Annotated in this window: 11 protein-coding genes and 1 tRNA gene; 7 read left to right on the forward strand and 5 right to left on the reverse strand. The window is 63.5% G+C overall.

Going from position 1 to position 15,486, the window contains the following annotated elements; genetic code table 11:
- Positions 1-230 precede the first annotated feature (230 nt).
- The gene (gene uvrA, locus ACZ1JW_RS12000) at positions 231-3,128 is read left to right on the forward strand and encodes an excinuclease ABC subunit UvrA (RefSeq protein ID WP_465140708.1); all 2,898 of its coding nucleotides are present in this window, start codon (positions 231-233) and stop codon (positions 3,126-3,128) included.
- 439 nt (positions 3,129-3,567) lie between these two features.
- Here the strand turns inward: uvrA and ACZ1JW_RS12005 are convergent.
- A tRNA-Met gene (locus ACZ1JW_RS12005) sits at positions 3,568-3,642 on the reverse strand.
- Positions 3,643-4,208: 566 nt separating this feature from the next.
- Here ACZ1JW_RS12005 and ACZ1JW_RS12010 point away from each other — a divergent pair.
- Positions 4,209-4,838: a hypothetical protein gene (locus ACZ1JW_RS12010; RefSeq protein WP_465140709.1), complete on the forward strand. Its 630-nt coding sequence runs from the start codon at positions 4,209-4,211 to the stop codon at positions 4,836-4,838.
- Here the strand turns inward: ACZ1JW_RS12010 and ACZ1JW_RS12015 are convergent.
- A protein-coding gene (locus ACZ1JW_RS12015) for an IS5 family transposase (protein WP_465140710.1) occupies positions 4,839-5,596 on the reverse strand; the annotation gives its coding sequence in 2 pieces (ribosomal slippage) (positions 4,839-5,263 and positions 5,263-5,596; 759 coding nt in all).
- 47 nt (positions 5,597-5,643) lie between these two features.
- On the opposite strand from ACZ1JW_RS12015, the gene ACZ1JW_RS12020 reads away from it, so the two are divergent.
- A complete protein-coding gene (locus tag ACZ1JW_RS12020; protein WP_465140711.1) occupies positions 5,644-5,970 on the forward strand; it encodes a hypothetical protein in 327 nt (108 codons plus the stop codon).
- 541 nt (positions 5,971-6,511) lie between these two features.
- On the opposite strand, the gene ACZ1JW_RS12025 is transcribed toward ACZ1JW_RS12020, so the two are convergent.
- The 3 genes from ACZ1JW_RS12025 to ACZ1JW_RS12035 form a co-directional block, all read right to left on the reverse strand.
- On the reverse strand, positions 6,512-7,132 hold the full coding sequence (locus ACZ1JW_RS12025; RefSeq protein WP_465140712.1) for a hypothetical protein: 621 nt from the start codon (positions 7,130-7,132) through the stop codon (positions 6,512-6,514).
- A 295-nt stretch (positions 7,133-7,427) separates the two neighbouring features.
- Positions 7,428-9,320 (reverse strand): ABC-F family ATP-binding cassette domain-containing protein, encoded by a 1,893-nt coding sequence (locus ACZ1JW_RS12030; protein WP_465140713.1) that lies wholly within the window; start codon positions 9,318-9,320, stop codon positions 7,428-7,430.
- A 115-nt stretch (positions 9,321-9,435) separates the two neighbouring features.
- Positions 9,436-9,621, reverse strand: coding sequence for a hypothetical protein (locus ACZ1JW_RS12035; protein WP_465123322.1), 186 nt, complete (start codon positions 9,619-9,621; stop codon positions 9,436-9,438).
- Positions 9,622-9,824: 203 nt separating this feature from the next.
- Here ACZ1JW_RS12035 and ACZ1JW_RS12040 point away from each other — a divergent pair, with 203 nt between their 5' ends.
- The 4 genes from ACZ1JW_RS12040 to ACZ1JW_RS12055 all read left to right on the forward strand — a co-directional run bounded on the left by ACZ1JW_RS12040 (position 9,825) and on the right by ACZ1JW_RS12055 (position 15,473).
- The gene (locus tag ACZ1JW_RS12040) at positions 9,825-10,973 is read left to right on the forward strand and encodes a sterol desaturase family protein (protein WP_465140714.1); all 1,149 of its coding nucleotides are present in this window, start codon (positions 9,825-9,827) and stop codon (positions 10,971-10,973) included.
- 5 nt (positions 10,974-10,978) lie between these two features.
- The gene (locus ACZ1JW_RS12045) at positions 10,979-11,581 is read left to right on the forward strand and encodes a TetR/AcrR family transcriptional regulator (protein ID WP_465123320.1); all 603 of its coding nucleotides are present in this window, start codon (positions 10,979-10,981) and stop codon (positions 11,579-11,581) included.
- A 256-nt stretch (positions 11,582-11,837) separates the two neighbouring features.
- Positions 11,838-14,024, forward strand: a complete 2,187-nt coding sequence (locus tag ACZ1JW_RS12050) for an RNA degradosome polyphosphate kinase (RefSeq protein ID WP_465140715.1) — start codon at positions 11,838-11,840, stop codon at positions 14,022-14,024.
- Entirely contained in the window at positions 14,025-15,473 is a 1,449-nt protein-coding gene (locus ACZ1JW_RS12055; RefSeq protein WP_465140716.1) for a Ppx/GppA phosphatase family protein, read from the forward strand.
- The last annotated feature ends 13 nt before the right edge of the window (positions 15,474-15,486 follow it).

The following is a 15,486-nucleotide window of genomic DNA, read 5'->3' on the forward strand; positions in this document are numbered from 1 at the left end:
CCTCATGTTATGAAGACTTGATCGCTCCGGACACGACTTGCGACAATCCGCCTTGCGCCGAACCGTTGGCAACCTGCCGCGTTGCCGACCCGCTTCGTCGCCATTGCCACTCCGACACTGCAGGCTTTCCCCCAAAGCCCGTATTGCACCGCACCCCCGCGCTCCCCACATGCGGAGACGCAGGGCAGGGGGCCTTGCCTCAATCGAACAAATATGGAACACCGCCGCGCATGTCTCTCACTACCATTTCCGTCCGCGGCGCTCGTGAACACAATCTCAAGGGGATCGACATCGATCTCCCGCGCGACAGCCTGATCGTCATCACCGGCCTGTCGGGCTCCGGCAAATCCAGCCTCGCGTTCGATACGATCTATGCCGAGGGCCAGCGCCGCTACGTGGAATCGCTGTCGGCCTATGCGCGCCAGTTCCTCGAGATGATGCAGAAGCCCGATGTCGAGCATATCGACGGCCTCTCGCCCGCCATCAGCATCGAGCAGAAGACCACCAGCCGCAACCCGCGCTCCACCGTGGCGACGGTCACCGAAGTCTATGACTACATGCGCCTGCTCTGGGCGCGCGTCGGCATCCCCTACAGCCCCGCCACCGGGGAGCCGATCTCGGCGCAGACCGTGTCGCAGATGGTCGACCGCGTCATGGCCCTGCCCGAAGGCACCCGCGCCTATCTCCTCGCCCCCGTCGTGCGCGGCCGCAAGGGCGAATACCGCCGCGAACTCGCCGAATGGCAGAAGGCCGGCTACACCCGCGTCCGCATCAACGGCGAAATGATGCCCATCGAGGACGCCCCCGCGCTCGACAAGAAGCTCAAGCACGACATCGAGGTGGTGGTCGACCGCATCGCCGTACGTGACGGCATCCAGACCCGCCTCGCCGACAGCTTCGAACAGGCCCTCAAGCTGGCCGACGGCCTCGCCTACGTCGATCTCGCCGATGGCCCCGTTCCCGGCCGTGAGGAAGAGGCGAAAGGCAAGGGCGGCATGAAGCGCACCGGCCTCCCGCCCAACCGCATCGTCTTCTCCGAAAAGTTCGCCTGCCCCGTCAGCGGCTTCACCATCGAGTCCATCGAACCGCGCCTCTTCTCGTTCAACGCCCCCCAGGGCGCGTGCCCGGCATGCGACGGCCTTGGCGAAAAGCTCCTGTTCGATCCGCAGCTCGTCGTCCCGAACGAGAACCTAAGCCTGAAGCAGGGCGCCGTCGTCCCCTGGGCCAAGAGCAACCCGCCGTCGCCCTATTACATGCAGGTCCTCGCCAGCCTCGCCGCGCATTTCGGCTTCAGCCTCGATACGCCGTGGGACCAGCTCTCCCCCGAGGTCAAGATTGTCATCCTCTATGGCACCGCCGGCAAGGCCGTGCCGCTCACCTTCATTGACGGCAAGAAGTCCTACACCGTCCAGAAGGCCTTCGAAGGCGTGATCGGCAACCTCAACCGCCGCATGCTGCAGACCGAGAGCGCCTGGATGCGCGAGGAGCTGTCCAAGTTCCAGACCGCTCAGGCCTGCGAGACCTGCGAAGGCAAGCGCCTCAAGCCCGAGGCGCTCAGCGTCAAGGTCGCAGGCGCCGATATCTCCTCCATCACCCGCCTCTCCGTCGCTGCCGCGGTCGAATGGTACGGCGCGCTCGATGAAAAGCTCACCAGCCAGCAGAGCCAGATCGCCAAGGCCATCCTCAAGGAAATCAACGAGCGCCTCGGCTTCCTCAACAACGTCGGCCTCGATTACCTCAACCTCGATCGCACCTCCGGCACCCTCTCGGGCGGCGAGAGCCAGCGCATCCGCCTCGCCAGCCAGATCGGCTCCGGCCTCTCGGGCGTGCTCTACGTGCTCGACGAACCGAGCATCGGCCTCCACCAGCGCGACAACGACCGCCTGCTCGAAACCCTCAAGCGCCTGCGCGATCTCGGCAACACCGTGATCGTGGTCGAGCATGACGAGGACGCCATCCGCACCGCCGATCACGTCGTCGATCTCGGCCCCGGCGCGGGCGTCCACGGCGGCGAGATCGTCGCGCAAGGGCGTTTGCAGGACATTCTCGACAACCCCAACAGCCTCACCGGCCAATACCTCACCGGCGCCCGCCGCATCGAAGTCCCCAAGCACCGCCGCAAGGGCAACGGCCTGTTCATCGGCGTGGAGGGCGCGCGCGCCAACAACCTCCAGAACGTCAGCGCGAAGATCCCGCTGGGCACCTTCACCTGCGTCACCGGCGTCTCCGGCTCGGGCAAGTCGAGCTTCACCATCGACACGCTCCACGCCGTCGCCGCCCGCACGCTGAACGGCGCGCGCGTGATCGCGGGCGCGCACGATCGCGTCACCGGGCTCGAACACTGCGACAAGGTGATCGAGATCGACCAGTCCCCCATCGGCCGCACCCCGCGCTCCAACCCCGCGACCTACACCGGCGCCTTCACCCTGATCCGTGACTGGTTCGCAGGGCTCCCCGAAAGCGCCGCGCGCGGCTACAAGGCGGGCCGCTTCAGCTTCAACGTCAAGGGCGGCCGCTGCGAGAAGTGCCAGGGCGATGGCCTGATCAAGATCGAAATGCACTTCCTCCCCGACGTCTACGTCACCTGCGAGGAGTGCGAAGGCAAGCGCTACAACCGCGAAACGCTCGAGGTGAAGTTCAAGGGCCACTCCATCGCCGACGTGCTCGACATGACGATCGAGGACGCTGAAGAGTTCTTCAAGGCCGTGCCCCCGATCCGGGACCGGATGCACATGCTCAATGAAGTGGGCCTGGGCTACGTCAAGGTCGGCCAGCAGGCGACGACGCTATCGGGCGGCGAAGCCCAGCGCGTCAAACTCGCCAAGGAACTCGCCCGCCGCAGCACCGGGCAGACGCTCTACATCCTCGACGAGCCCACCACCGGCCTCCACTTCGAAGACGTGCGCAAATTGCTCGAAGTCCTCCACCGCCTCGTCGAACAGGGCAACTCCGTCGTCGTGATCGAACACAACCTCGACGTGATCAAGACCGCCGACTGGATCATCGACCTCGGCCCCGAAGGCGGCGTCCGCGGCGGCGAGATCGTGGCGGAAGGCACCCCCGAACACGTCGCCAAAAACCCCCGCAGCTTCACCGGCCACTACCTCGCCCCCCTGCTGAAACGCTGACAAAAGCCCTCTCCCCTTCTGGGGAGAGGGTTGGGAGAGGGGGCCGCGCAAGCGGCTGACGGAGGGGCAAACAGTTCCTCCCCACCCGCTCATCCTGAGCCTGTCGAGGGAGGAAGCGGGACCATCCGCAGGCTGACGGAGGGGCACCCCACAACGCCATCTCACAACCCACACCTTTTCATAAGCCACACCTTCGTCATTCCCGCGAAGGCGGGAATCCAGAGCGCCGACCCCCGACACTGGATTCCCGCCTACGCGGGAATGACGAATCGGAAGGAAAACCAACCCCACCCCCAAACCCTTCCCCCTCGATGGGGGAAGGATACGAAGGCTTGGCAGCTCGCCTGCCTAGCCAAAGTTGGAAGGGGATGAGAAAGCGCCCCAACCCGCCAGCAAAGGTCGGAAGGGAGTGAAAAAACGCCATCCCGAAAACCCGGAATGGTACCGGCGACAGGATTCGAACCTGCAACCCGGCCCTCATGAGGGGCTTGCTCTACCGTTGAGCTACACCGGCCCGCAAAAAGCGGTCAGCGTATCAATCGGGAGCGGTGGGTCGGCATGGGTGGAGGTTAGCGGGAACGTAGCGCCGATGCAACTGGGCCCCACCACCACGCCAACTTCGCCATTCCCGCGCAGGCGGGAACCCAGAGCGTCACACCCCAACCCCGTCATTGGAAAGCAGCCGAGCGTTGGGCAGCAATCCCCAACTGGATTCCCGCCTGCGCGGGAATGACGAAGCGAAGGCTTAGGTTGTGTTGGGAGCGCCGGTGAATTTGGGGACTGAGCAAGCTGTCACCGCAATTCTAACGAATAAAGTCAATCAGCATGGCGCTACATACGATTTCATGGTATCGTGCTCGTCGATGCAATGATGAACCAGGAGTTCGCGTTTCGTGCAAATCCCAAGTGAAATTGCGACGCATTACGTTGGTGAAGATGATTATGGCGCACTAGAAATTGTATGCAAGCCATATCTAAAAAATATAATATCAATATATAATATCAATAATAACCTCGAAATTGACACTTTATACTCACTGAGGATTGCTCTCGAGGCGATACACTTCAATCAGATATTTTTTGAAAAATTGTACCCATATAAAATTTGCACTAATCCAAAGCTCAGATCATATTTGTTCTGCATCAAAGATAAAAGATAAGTATTTTATCATAATTAGCGACTCACTCTTCAGATGCCTTGATGTAGTTGCAAGAATTATTGCAGAAAGTCCAAATTTTAGATTCATATTGCATGATGAGTATGATGGTTACCTCACTACAGATGAAGCTTGTTCTCCGAATGGCCTGCCACTAGATCTTGCCGTTGCTTCGCAGACCACCATATTGTATTGCTTTATATTTAATATAGTGGGGCATGAGCTGTGTCATATTATCCACGGACACTTGAGTGTTCAAGAGATGGCAAGAGGTGCTGAACGAAAGGAATATAAGTGGATAGAGAGTGATGATCGTTACCTTACAAGTAGAGTACTAGAATATGATGCAGATTGTTTTTCAGCAACTTTCTTTATGCGGCTGATGCAGTCGGGTATTGTTTTCCCTGAATTTATTTTGTTTGAAGATTTAAAGGCAAGAATATTTCGCATCAACTATTTTTGCATAATATTTTTGTGGGGTGCAATAAAGGGTCATGGGACGGATGTATTAAGTGGCGAAAAAGAAACTCACCCTAGGCTCAGGACTCACTGATCACAGCCAGAAGAGCACGGTTGCGGCGAGTGCGAGGGCGGAGAAGAAGACGGTTGGACAGCGGTCGTATCGCGTTGCCACGCGTCGCCAGTCCTTGAGACGGCCGAACATGATCTCGATGCGGTTGCGCCGCTTGTATCGGCGCTTGTCGTACTTGACGGGGATGGAGCGGGATTTCCGGCCCGGAATGCAGGGCTTGATGCCCTTTTGCTCAAGCGCGTCCCTGAACCACTCGGCATCATAGCCCCGATCGGCAAGCATCCACTGTGCCTTGGGCAGGTCGTCGAGCAGGGCCGCTGCGCCGGTGTAATCGCTGATTTGGCCGGCCGTGATGAAGAAGCTCAGGGGGCGGCCGTTGGCATCGGTTATCGCGTGAAGCTTGGTGTTCATGCCACCCTTGGTCCGTCCGATCAGGCGCCCAAGATCCCCTTTTTTACCCCAAGGCTGGAAGCCGTGCGGTGAGCCTTGAGATAGGTCGCGTCGATCATGAGTGTCTGAGGTTCGGCCCTCTGGGCGGACAGGCCTTCCATCATCCGGCCAAACACGCCCATCGCGCCCCACCGTTTCCATCGGTTATACAATGTCTTGTGTGGCCCATACTCCCTTGGCGCATCCCGCCAGCGCAGGCCGTTCCGGTTGACGAAGATGATCCCACTCAGAACCCGCCGGTCGTCAACCCGCGGCTTGCCGTGGCTCTTGGGGAAATACGGCGAAAGGCGAGCCATCTGCTCGTCCGTCAGCCAGTACAGGTCGCTCATGCTCAGTCTCCTCGCGGAGCCTGAATCACATCCCCCTCAGCCAATCAATGGGTCCTGAGCCTAAGACTATAACCAGAAATATTATTATAGAACAAGTCATGATAAAATTTCTTGCATCTATTGATGAAGTGGAAGCAAAATTCATTGATCAAAAGAATGATGTATTTTTTAATATATCAGCAGAATGCATTCGTAGATATTACGGCGCTGGCGTTTTTGAGAAGCTAAGTAATTCTTATAGGAGCTTTAAAGATAGTGAAATGCAGTTTGAAGTCTCAAAGCTAAACGGAAGATGGGCACGATTGTACCCAATACTAAGTGAAAGGAAATTAGTAAAATATGAGTTGGCAGCACCAACCCAAGTGCCCGCTTAAATGCTTAAGCACTAGGACCTCCAAAACTCTCACCGTCGTCCCGGACCTGATCCAAGCTCTAGGTCTTCTAGTCGAAGCCGCGCTGATAGAAAGAACTCAGGCTCAAAATAACACTCCGGCACGATCAACAAACCATTTTCCTACACCCCCCATCCTCGCCTAGAAGTTCCCGTTTCGTTCCAAACGGGAGCCGTCCATGTCGCACGCCACCGATCCCCACGCCGCCGCACCGCGCGCGCCCTCCGGCTTCGGCCGCGGCTGGATTCCCGCGAGCCGGGACATCGGGCTTCCGGGCGAGTCGTTGTCGAACGCTGCTTTCCCCCTCCCGCAGGCGGGAGGGGTTAGGGGTGGGCATTCGCCGGTAGGCGAACTCGGGTTTTACGCAGAAGAAGGAAGGGCCCACCCCCGGCCCCTCCCGCTTGCGGGAGGGGGGAAAGGTGCAGGGGACGAAGAAGGAAGGGCCCACCCCCAGCCCCTCCCGCCTGCGGGAGGGGAGAGACTAAGGGACGTCCTCCCGGCTGCGGGAGGGGAGGCGACAGGATCACTCCTCCACCCCAACCAGTTCACGCCCACGCGGATTGCGCGCTTCCTCGAACACCTCAGCCGCAGCGGGCAGGTGCGGCAGGCGGCGCGGGTGGCGGGGGTGTCTTCGCAGACGGCCTATGTCCGCCGCCGCCGCGATCCGGCCTTTGCCGCCGCGTGGGACGCAGGCCTGCTCCATGCGCGCGAGGCGGCCGAGCAGGTGCTCGCCGAGCGCGCGCTCCACGGCACCACCGAGACGATCTGGTTCCGGGGCGAGGCGGTGGGCGAGCGGCGGCGCTTCGACGCGCGGCTCCTGCTCGCGCATCTCGCCCGCCTCGACGCCCGTGCATCGCAAGCGCCTCAGGCCGTCCACCACCTCGCCGAGGACTTCGACCGCATGCTTCTGGCCCTGGCCGAGGGCGCGGATGTCGCCGCCGCCACCGGCTTTGCCGACCCGGCGCAGGACCGCTTCCTCAAGCTTTGCGAGAAGCAGGCCGAACAGGACTTCCAGCGCGCCTGCCCCCTGCCGCTCGACGACCAGCCCGACGAGGCCTGGGACGACTGGCAGGACGCGCACGACACCCACATGGCACAGGCCCGCCAGATCGCCCGCGAAAGCTGGGCCGCCGCCCAGAACCACCGCGAAGCCAAACTCGCCGCGCTGTTCCCGTGCGAGGATGCAGAAGCAGACGCCACTCCCACACCCTCCGCCACCCCCACACACACCTTCACCCCCACACCCGCCGTCACCCCGGCGCAGGCCGGGGCCCACGCCGTCAGCGTCATCAGTGCAACTGCCGGAATGGCTCCCGACTTGTGTCGGGATGACGGGAAAGGGGCGGCGGGGGCAAGGCTCCCTGAACCGTGTAAACCCCGTAAACCCCTCAGCGTACTGCGGTGCGGAACCTCGTCATCAGCGCTGGTAACAGGAGGCCTCAACTGGCCCCTGAACCACAGTCCTCTAGCGCCTCGCCAGCCTCAAGCCACGCCAGTTCCGCCTCTTCCAGCTCCCTGGCAAGCTTGCCCCGCCGCTGCGACAGGTCGCTCATGGTGAGCTTGGCGAATTCCGGCGCGGCGCTGGCGGGTTCGAACATCGCGCGGTCGATCTGCGCGAGTTCGGCCTGCAGCTTGGACACGCGCTTTTCCGCCTCGGTCTGCTTCTTCTGCAGCGCCTTGTACGTATCGCGCGCCGCGGCGCGGGCCTTACGGTCCTGCGCGCCACCGCCCTTGGACGGCGTGTCGGACCCGCCATCCGCCCTGGGCTGGTTGCGGCCGAGGATGAAGTCGATGTAGTCCTCGATGCTGCCGTCGAACGGCTTGGCGGTGCCGCCATCGACGAGGACCAGGCGGTCGGCGACCAGTTCGGCCATGTGCCGGTCGTGGCTGATCAGGATCACCGCGCCCTTGTAGGCATTGAGCGCGTGGACCAGCGCCTCGCGGGCGTCGATGTCGAGGTGGTTGGTCGGCTCGTCGAGCACCAGCATGTGCGGCGCATCGCGGGTGACGAGGGCGAGGGCAAGCCGCGCCCGCTCACCGCCCGACAGCGTGCCGACTTGGCTCGTCGCGCGGTTGCCCGAGAAGCCGAAGCGGCCCAGCTGCGCGCGGACGGCGGCGGGGCTCTTGCCTTCCATCGCGCGGGTCATCAGTTCGAGCGGGGTGCCGCCAACGGCGATCTCCTCGACCTGGTACTGGGTGAAGTAGCCGACCTGCATCTTCCCCGTCGCCGTCATCGCCCCGTCCATCGGCGCGAGCTGCGCGGCGAGCAGGCGGGCGAGCGTGGTCTTGCCGTTGCCGTTGCGGCCGAGCAGGGCGATGCGGTCATCCGGGTCGATGCGCAGGTTGAGGCGCTGCAGCACCGGCTTGCCGGGGGCGTAGCCGACAGATGCGAGGTCGAGCGTGATCAGCGGCGGGCGCAGTTCCTCGGGGTCGGGGAAGTCGAAGCTGAGCGAGGGATCTTCCACCACCGCCGCGATCGGCTGCATCCTGGCCAGCATCTTGGCGCGCGACTGCGCCTGCTTGGCGGTGGAGGCGCGTGCGGAGTTGCGGGCGATGTAGTCCTTGAGCCGGTCCGCTTGCGCTTCCTGCGCGGCGCGAGCGGCAGCCTGCTGGGCGAGGCGTTCGTTGCGCTGGCGCTCGAAGCTGTCGTAGCCGCCGGGGTAGAGCGTGAGCTTGCCGGCGTGGAGGTGGACGATGTGATCGGCCACGTTGTTGAGCAGATCACGCTCGTGGCTGATCAGCAGCAGCGTGCCGGGATAGGCCTTGAGGAAGTTCTCGAGCCACAGCGTCGCTTCAAGGTCGAGGTGGTTCGACGGCTCGTCGAGCAGCAGCACGTCGGGCGCAGAGAAGAGGAGCGAGGCGAGCGCGACGCGCATCCGCCAGCCGCCGGAGAAACTGTCGAGCGGGGCAGCCTGCATCTCCTCGTCGAAGCCGAGGCCGATCAGGATGCGCGCGGCGCGGGCGTCGGCGCTGTAGGCATCGATGGCAAGGAGGCGGTCGTGGATGTCGCCCAGCCGGTCGGGGTCGGTGCAGGTCTCGGCCTCTGCGAGCAATTGCGTGCGCTCGACATCGGCGGCGAGCACGGTCTCGAACGGGGTGGCGCTGCCTGCCGGGGCTTCCTGCGCGAGGTAGCCGAGGCGGGTGCGGCGGGGCATCTCGATCGCGCCTTCGTCAGGCTCGATCTCGCCGATGATGGCTTTCACCAGGGTGGACTTGCCCGCCCCGTTGCGCCCGACGAGACCGACGCGGGCGCGGGGCGGGATGGCGGCCGAGGCGCGGGAAATGATGTCGCGTCCGCCGAGGCGCACGGTGATGCCGTTGATGGTAAGCATGAAAAAAGGACGCGTCCGCTTCGGAAATTCAGGGAAAATCGGGCGCGCGAGTCCCTGTCATACTCGCCCGATGTAGGCAAGCGGAGTTGAAACCCATCAAGCTTTGCAGCTGTGCTTAGTGGCGGCGGGCGTCCGTTGTCTGCTGCGGGGCGACCAGCGGCAGGTCCTCATACGCGGGCTGGAAGCCGAGCAGCCTGTAGAGGTCGGGCCTAAGGTAGGGGAAGGCGTCGCCGGCGTCCTCGTGGACGCGGGCACATTCGCCCAGGTAGCTGTCAATCGTGCGAAAGAGGCCGCGTTTCATGGTTTGCCATTGGTGTGCGGGAATGCGCCCGACAGCATTGCGTCGGAGAGGGTGAGTCGCGCCACGGGATTTGGTTTTCGTCAAATTCCAGCAACATGCTCCACGGCTGCAGAAGAAAAAAGACGGTGTTCAATAAAATATTAGACACCGTTCAATTCCTGAACTAGATAAGCTTCATCGTGATTGGACGAAGGGGATTCTTCATGGCGGTGAAGCGTGGGTTCTGGGGGAGCCTGAAGCATGATCTGGAAGCGCCGGTGGCGGCGCGCGGGTTCGGGACGGGCTGGTTTTCGGGGTTCTTTGCAATCCTGCTGGCGGCCATCGGCCTGTGCTTTGTCGCGGCGCTGCGCTGGCCTGCGATGTTCTCGATGCCCGAACTGGAGGCGGTGCGCGACTGGAGCGGGTTCCGGCCGCTGGTCCATGTCACGCTGCTAGGCTCTTATGCGCTCGCGCTGGTCAGCCTGATGCTGCGCCCGCGCAAGGTGCTTGGGTCGACGGCGCTGATGATGGCGCTAACCGCCACGATCCTCGGCGGTGCAGCAGTGCAGCCGCACGAGACGCATGACTGGGGCATTTTCTTCGGCGTGGACTTCTTTGCGGTGAACATGCTCGCCACCGGCCTGATGCTCGCCCCGATCGAGCGGATCTGGCCGCGCCGCCCCGACCAGCGGCTGTTCCGCATCGAGTGGCGCGAGGACCTGTTCTACTTCCTTGTCAGCTCGATGATGGTGCAGGTCATCACCTTCCTCGCGCTGGCGCCTTCAAGCTATGTCAACGCGCGTTTCGAGTGGCTCGACGCAGCGCGCGCCGCAGTGGGTTCGCTGCCGTGGGTGGTGCAGTTTGCGCTGGCGATGGTGCTGACCGATATCGCCCAGTACTGGTTCCACCGCCTCTTCCACACCGTGCCGTTCCTGTGGGGCTTCCATGCGGTGCATCACAGCGCCAAGGCGATGGACTGGCTGGCCGGAGCGCGGATGCACTTCGTCGAGATCGTCGCGCTGCGTGGCATCACCTCGCTGCCGCTGCTGACGCTGGGCTTTGCGCCATCGGTCATGCAGGCCTATGTCGGGATGGTCTATATCTATGCCTCGCTGGTCCATGCCAACGTGCGGGGCGACTTTGACCGGCTCGGCAAGTTACTCGTCACGCCGCGCTTCCACCATTGGCACCATGCGATCGAGCCGGAGGCCATCGACAAGAACTTCGCGATCCACTTCCCGCTGCTCGACCGGCTGTTCGGCACCTATCACTTCCCCGAAGGTCGCTGGCCCACGGGATATGGCGTGCCGGAGAGCGTGCCGCAGGGTTACCTTGCCCAGTTCAAGTATCCCTTCGTGCGCAAGGCGGACTGACAGCCATGGCTCGCCGTTCCGACCACAGCCGCGCCGAACTTCGCGAGATCATCATCGCCACCGGCCATCGCCACATGGAGGAAGTGGGCTTTGCCCACTTCTCCGCGCGCGAGGTTGCCAAGCGGATCGGCTATTCCATCGGCACGATCTATAATGTGTTCGGCAGCTACGACAGCCTGATCCTGGCGATCAACGGCCGCACGCTGGCGCTGTGGCGCGATCATCTCGAACGGCGGCTGGCAGAAAGCGCAGACGGGGCAGACCGGCTGCGGCGGGCGATTGCGGCTTACTTCGAGTTTGCCGCCGGACATCGCCACGCATGGTCCGCGATCTACGATTTCCGCCTGCCAGAGGACACGGCCTCGCCCGAGAGCTATCAGCAACAGGTTCGGGCAATCTTCGAGATCGTGATTGCCGAAGTGCGCATCGCCTTGCCGGAGGATCGGCAGGAGGAGGCGGAGGCTCTGACCCGGTCATTGCTTGCAACAGTGCATGGGCATTGTGTTTTCGCGATGAACGGCACTTTCGCGATGCTGGGGGAAGGTTCGCCGGTAGAGGCGGCGTTGCAGCGCGTTCGGGACGCAGTTGGAGGGGCTGGCAGGTGCTGAGCGTTCCGTAGCAACACCGAGGCCCCCGCCTCCGTTTCATCGTCATTGCCAGCAGAGCGAAGCAATCCAGAGCGTGTTGCACGGCGCTCTGGATTGCTTCGTCGCTTCGCTCCTCGCAATGACGAGGGTGCAGGGGATGACCGTGCATCGGACGAAGCTGTGCTTGCTATCGTTACAGGCCTCATTTTCTTGGCCAAGCCGTTGACAGCAATCATCCGGAACCCGAGTGTCACAGGACTGTAACGCGGGATGCGCAATGGCGCTGAGTATGTCGGCAGGTGATCAGTTGGCGCAGGTCGAAGGCCTGCCACCGGTGCAGGAGCGGTTCTTCAATCGGGAGCTGAGCTGGCTGGCGTTCAATCGGCGCGTGCTGGCCGAGGCGGTCAATGCCGATTACCCGTTGCTGGAACGCCTTCGCTTCCTTTCGATCAGCGGCAGCAATCTCGACGAGTTCATGATGGTGCGCGTGGCGGGGATTGCCGCGCAGGTGCGGCGGCAGATCGACGAGCTTTCGATCGACGGGCAGACCCCGCAGCAACAGCTGGGCGCGCTGCTGGAGGCGGTGAAGGACCTGATCGACGCGCAGCAGGACGTTTTGTTCGGCCTGAAGGATGCGCTGGTTGAAGCGGACATCCGGCTGATCGACAACGACGTGCTGAACAAGGGCGAGTCCGAGTGGCTGCGCGATTACTTCGAGGAGCACGTCGTCCCGGTGCTGACGCCGCAGGCGATCGATCCGGCGCACCCCTTCCCGTTCATCGCCAACCAGGGCACCGGCATCCTCTTCCAGTTGCAGCGCATCGCCGATGGCGCAGGCGTGACCGAAATGATCCTGATCCCCCCTGCCCTGCCGCGCTTCGTGCGCCTGCCGGGGGTCAAGGCGTCGTGGGTCGGCATCGAGGAACTGGTGCGCCGCCATGCGACACTGCTGTTCCCCGGCTTCAAGATCCTCGGCAACGGCACATTCCGCGTCCTGCGCGACAGCGACATCGAAGTGGAGGAAGATGCCGAGGACCTTGTCCGCTACTTCCGCACCGCGATCCAGCGGCGACGGCGGGGCAAGGTCATCCTGCTGCATCTGCAGGAAAACTTCGACGCCGATGCCGAGAAGCTGCTGCGCGAGCAACTGCGGCTTGACCATGCGCTGGTGATCAAGAGCCGGGGCCTGCTGGCGATCAACGGCCTTTCTGCGGTGATCGACGAGGATCGGCAGGACCTGAAGTTCGATCCCTACAACCCGCGCTATCCCGAACGCATTCTCGAGCATGACGGCGATTGCTTTGCCGCGATTCGCGAGAAGGATCTGGTGATCCACCATCCTTACGAGAGCTTCGAGGTGGTGATCGATTTCCTGCGGCAGGCGGCGGCCGATCCCGATGTCGTGGCGATCAAGCAGACGCTCTACCGCGCGGGCAAGCAGTCTGCGGTGATCGCGGCGCTGATCGCGGCGGCAGAGGCGGGCAAGTCGGTCACGGCGGTGGTGGAGCTGAAGGCGCGCTTCGACGAGGAGCAGAACCTGATGTGGGCCGCGCAGCTGGAACGCGCGGGCGTGCAGGTGATCTACGGCTTCGTCGACTGGAAGACCCACGCCAAGGTGAGCATGGTGGTGCGGCGCGAGGCGCAGGCCGGTGGCGGCAGCGGCTATCGCACCTACTGCCACTTCGGCACCGGCAACTACCATCCGGTGACCGCGCGCATCTATACCGACCTGTCGTTCTTCACCGCCGATCCGCGCATGGGCCGCGATGCGGGGCAGCTGTTCAATTTCGTGACGGGCTATGTCGAGCCGAAGCATACCGAGCTGCTGGCGATCAGCCCGATCAACCTGCGCGAGAAGCTTTACGAGTGCATCGACCGCGAAGTGATGCTGGCGAAGAAAGGGCGGCCCGCGATGATCTGGGCCAAGCTCAACCAGCTGACCGACCCGGACCTGATCGACCGGCTCTATCTGGCGAGCAGGGCGGGTGTGGAAATCCGGCTGGTGGTGCGCGGGATCTGCTGCCTCAAGCCCGGCGTCGAGGGGCTTTCCGAGACGATCGAGGTCAAGTCGATCATCGGGCGGTTTCTGGAGCACAGCCGCATCTGGGCGTTCGGCAATGGCGGCAGGCTGCCGAACAAGCGGGCGCGGGTGTTCATCTCCTCGGCCGACGGGATGAGTCGCAACATGGGACGGCGCGTGGAAGTGCTGGTGCCGGTGAAGAACCCGACGGTGCACGACCAGATCCTCGACCAGGTCATGCTCGCCAATCTGCTCGATACCGAACAGAGCTGGGCGCTGGGCCCGGATGGCGAGTACAAGCGGTTTGAGAAGGGTGACCCTTCGTTCAATCTGCACGGCTACTTCATGACCAACCCGTCGCTTTCCGGGCGCGGAGCAGCGCTTTCCCGGGGACGAAAAGTTCCCAAGCTTGCGTTGCGGCGCGGTGCGGCTAACCGTGGCTGAGTGAACACGGCGCAGACCATCTATTCCTGGGCGCAATCGCGCGCGATCATCGACATCGGCTCCAACACGGTGCGGCTGGTCGTCTATGGCGGCCCGCCGCGCGCGCCGGTCACGCTGCTGAACGAGAAGGTGACGGCCAAGCTCGGCAAACATGTGGCCGAGACGGGCAGGCTTTCGGACAAGGCGGTAGGGTCGGTGCTGGCGGCGCTGCGGCGCTACAAGGCGCTGATCGATCTTGCCGGGGTGCCGCGTGTGGACGTGGTGGCAACGGCGGCGGCACGCGATGCCAGCAACGGGCGCGAGTTTCTTGAGCAAATCCGCCAGATCGGTTTCGAACCGCGCCTGCTTTCGGGCGTGGAAGAGGCCGAGACGAGTGCAACGGGGGTGCTTGGCGCTTTTCCCGATGCATCCGGGATTGTTGGCGATCTGGGCGGTGGCAGCCTTGAACTGGTCGACGTGGCCGATGGCGGGACCAGCCATGGGGTAAGCCTGCCGCTGGGGTCGCTGCGGCTCCCGGCCTTGCGTGCCAAGGGTGACCGGGTGTTCGTGCGCGAGATCGGGCGGATGCTGGCCAAGGCGGACTGGGTGGCTGAGCCGGGGGTGACGCTCTACCTTGTCGGCGGATCGATGCGCGCGCTGGCGCGGGTGATGATGGTGCGGCTGGACTGGCCGCTGGAGGATACGCACGGGTTTGCGCTCGATGCGGCTGAAGCTTTGAAGCTGGCACGGTTGCTGGCGCGGCGGGGGCAGGCGTTGAAGCCGGTGGACGGCGTATCTACGAGCCGTCTTGCCAGCATTCCCGATGCTGCGGCGCTGTTGGCGGTGCTGCTGCAGCGGCTGGAGCCGGGGCGGGTGGTGTTCTCGTCGTGGGGCCTCCGCGAGGGGGTGCTGTTCGGATCGCTCTCGCACGAGGCGCAGCGCGAGGACCCGCTGCTGGCAGGCGTCATGGCGTTCGTTACGCCGATGGCGGTGGACGAGGCGCTGGTCGAGGCGGCGGTGCGGTGGATGGCGGACGTCGTGCCTTTTGCCGGGACGCCGGAGGGCCGCGCGGCATTGGCGCTGTGCCTTGCGGCGGGGCGGGTCGAGCCCAACCTGCGGCGCGATCTGCCGCGCGACTGGGGCCTGCGCAAGCGCTGGGTCGGCGTGGACAATGCGGGGCGCGCTGTGCTGGCAGCGGCGCTGCGGGCGAGTGTGGGCAAGGGCGAAGGCGATGAGCAGTGGACCCGGCTGGCGCCGCCCGAACTGCTGGCAGAGGCGCGCGCGGTGGGGCTTGCCGCGCGACTGTGCCGCCGGTTGAGCGCCGCTTCGCTCGCCGTGATCGATGCGACGCGGCTCGAGGCGCACGGCGGGGCCTTGCGCATTACGGGCAGTGTGCCGGGGCTGGTGGGCGAGGGATCGTCGCGCGATCTCAAGGAGCTTGCGCAGCATCTCGCACAATCGGCTGGATAGCGGTCTGTGGGGG

The sequence above is a fragment of the Novosphingobium sp. BL-A-28-Hi1-0D genome (genome assembly GCF_055521755.1).

Coding starts and splice junctions, on each gene's coding strand:
- uvrA (WP_465140708.1), top strand. CDS start 231: ATGTCTCTCACTACCATTTCCGTCCGCGGCGCTCGTGAACACAATCTC.
- ACZ1JW_RS12020 (WP_465140711.1), top strand. CDS start 5,644: ATGGGTCCTGAGCCTAAGACTATAACCAGAAATATTATTATAGAACAA.
- ACZ1JW_RS12030 (WP_465140713.1), bottom strand. CDS start 9,320: ATGCTTACCATCAACGGCATCACCGTGCGCCTCGGCGGACGCGACATC.
- ACZ1JW_RS12035 (WP_465123322.1), bottom strand. CDS start 9,621: ATGAAACGCGGCCTCTTTCGCACGATTGACAGCTACCTGGGCGAATGT.
- ACZ1JW_RS12040 (WP_465140714.1), top strand. CDS start 9,825: ATGGCGGTGAAGCGTGGGTTCTGGGGGAGCCTGAAGCATGATCTGGAA.
- ACZ1JW_RS12045 (WP_465123320.1), top strand. CDS start 10,979: ATGGCTCGCCGTTCCGACCACAGCCGCGCCGAACTTCGCGAGATCATC.
- ACZ1JW_RS12050 (WP_465140715.1), top strand. CDS start 11,838: ATGGCGCTGAGTATGTCGGCAGGTGATCAGTTGGCGCAGGTCGAAGGC.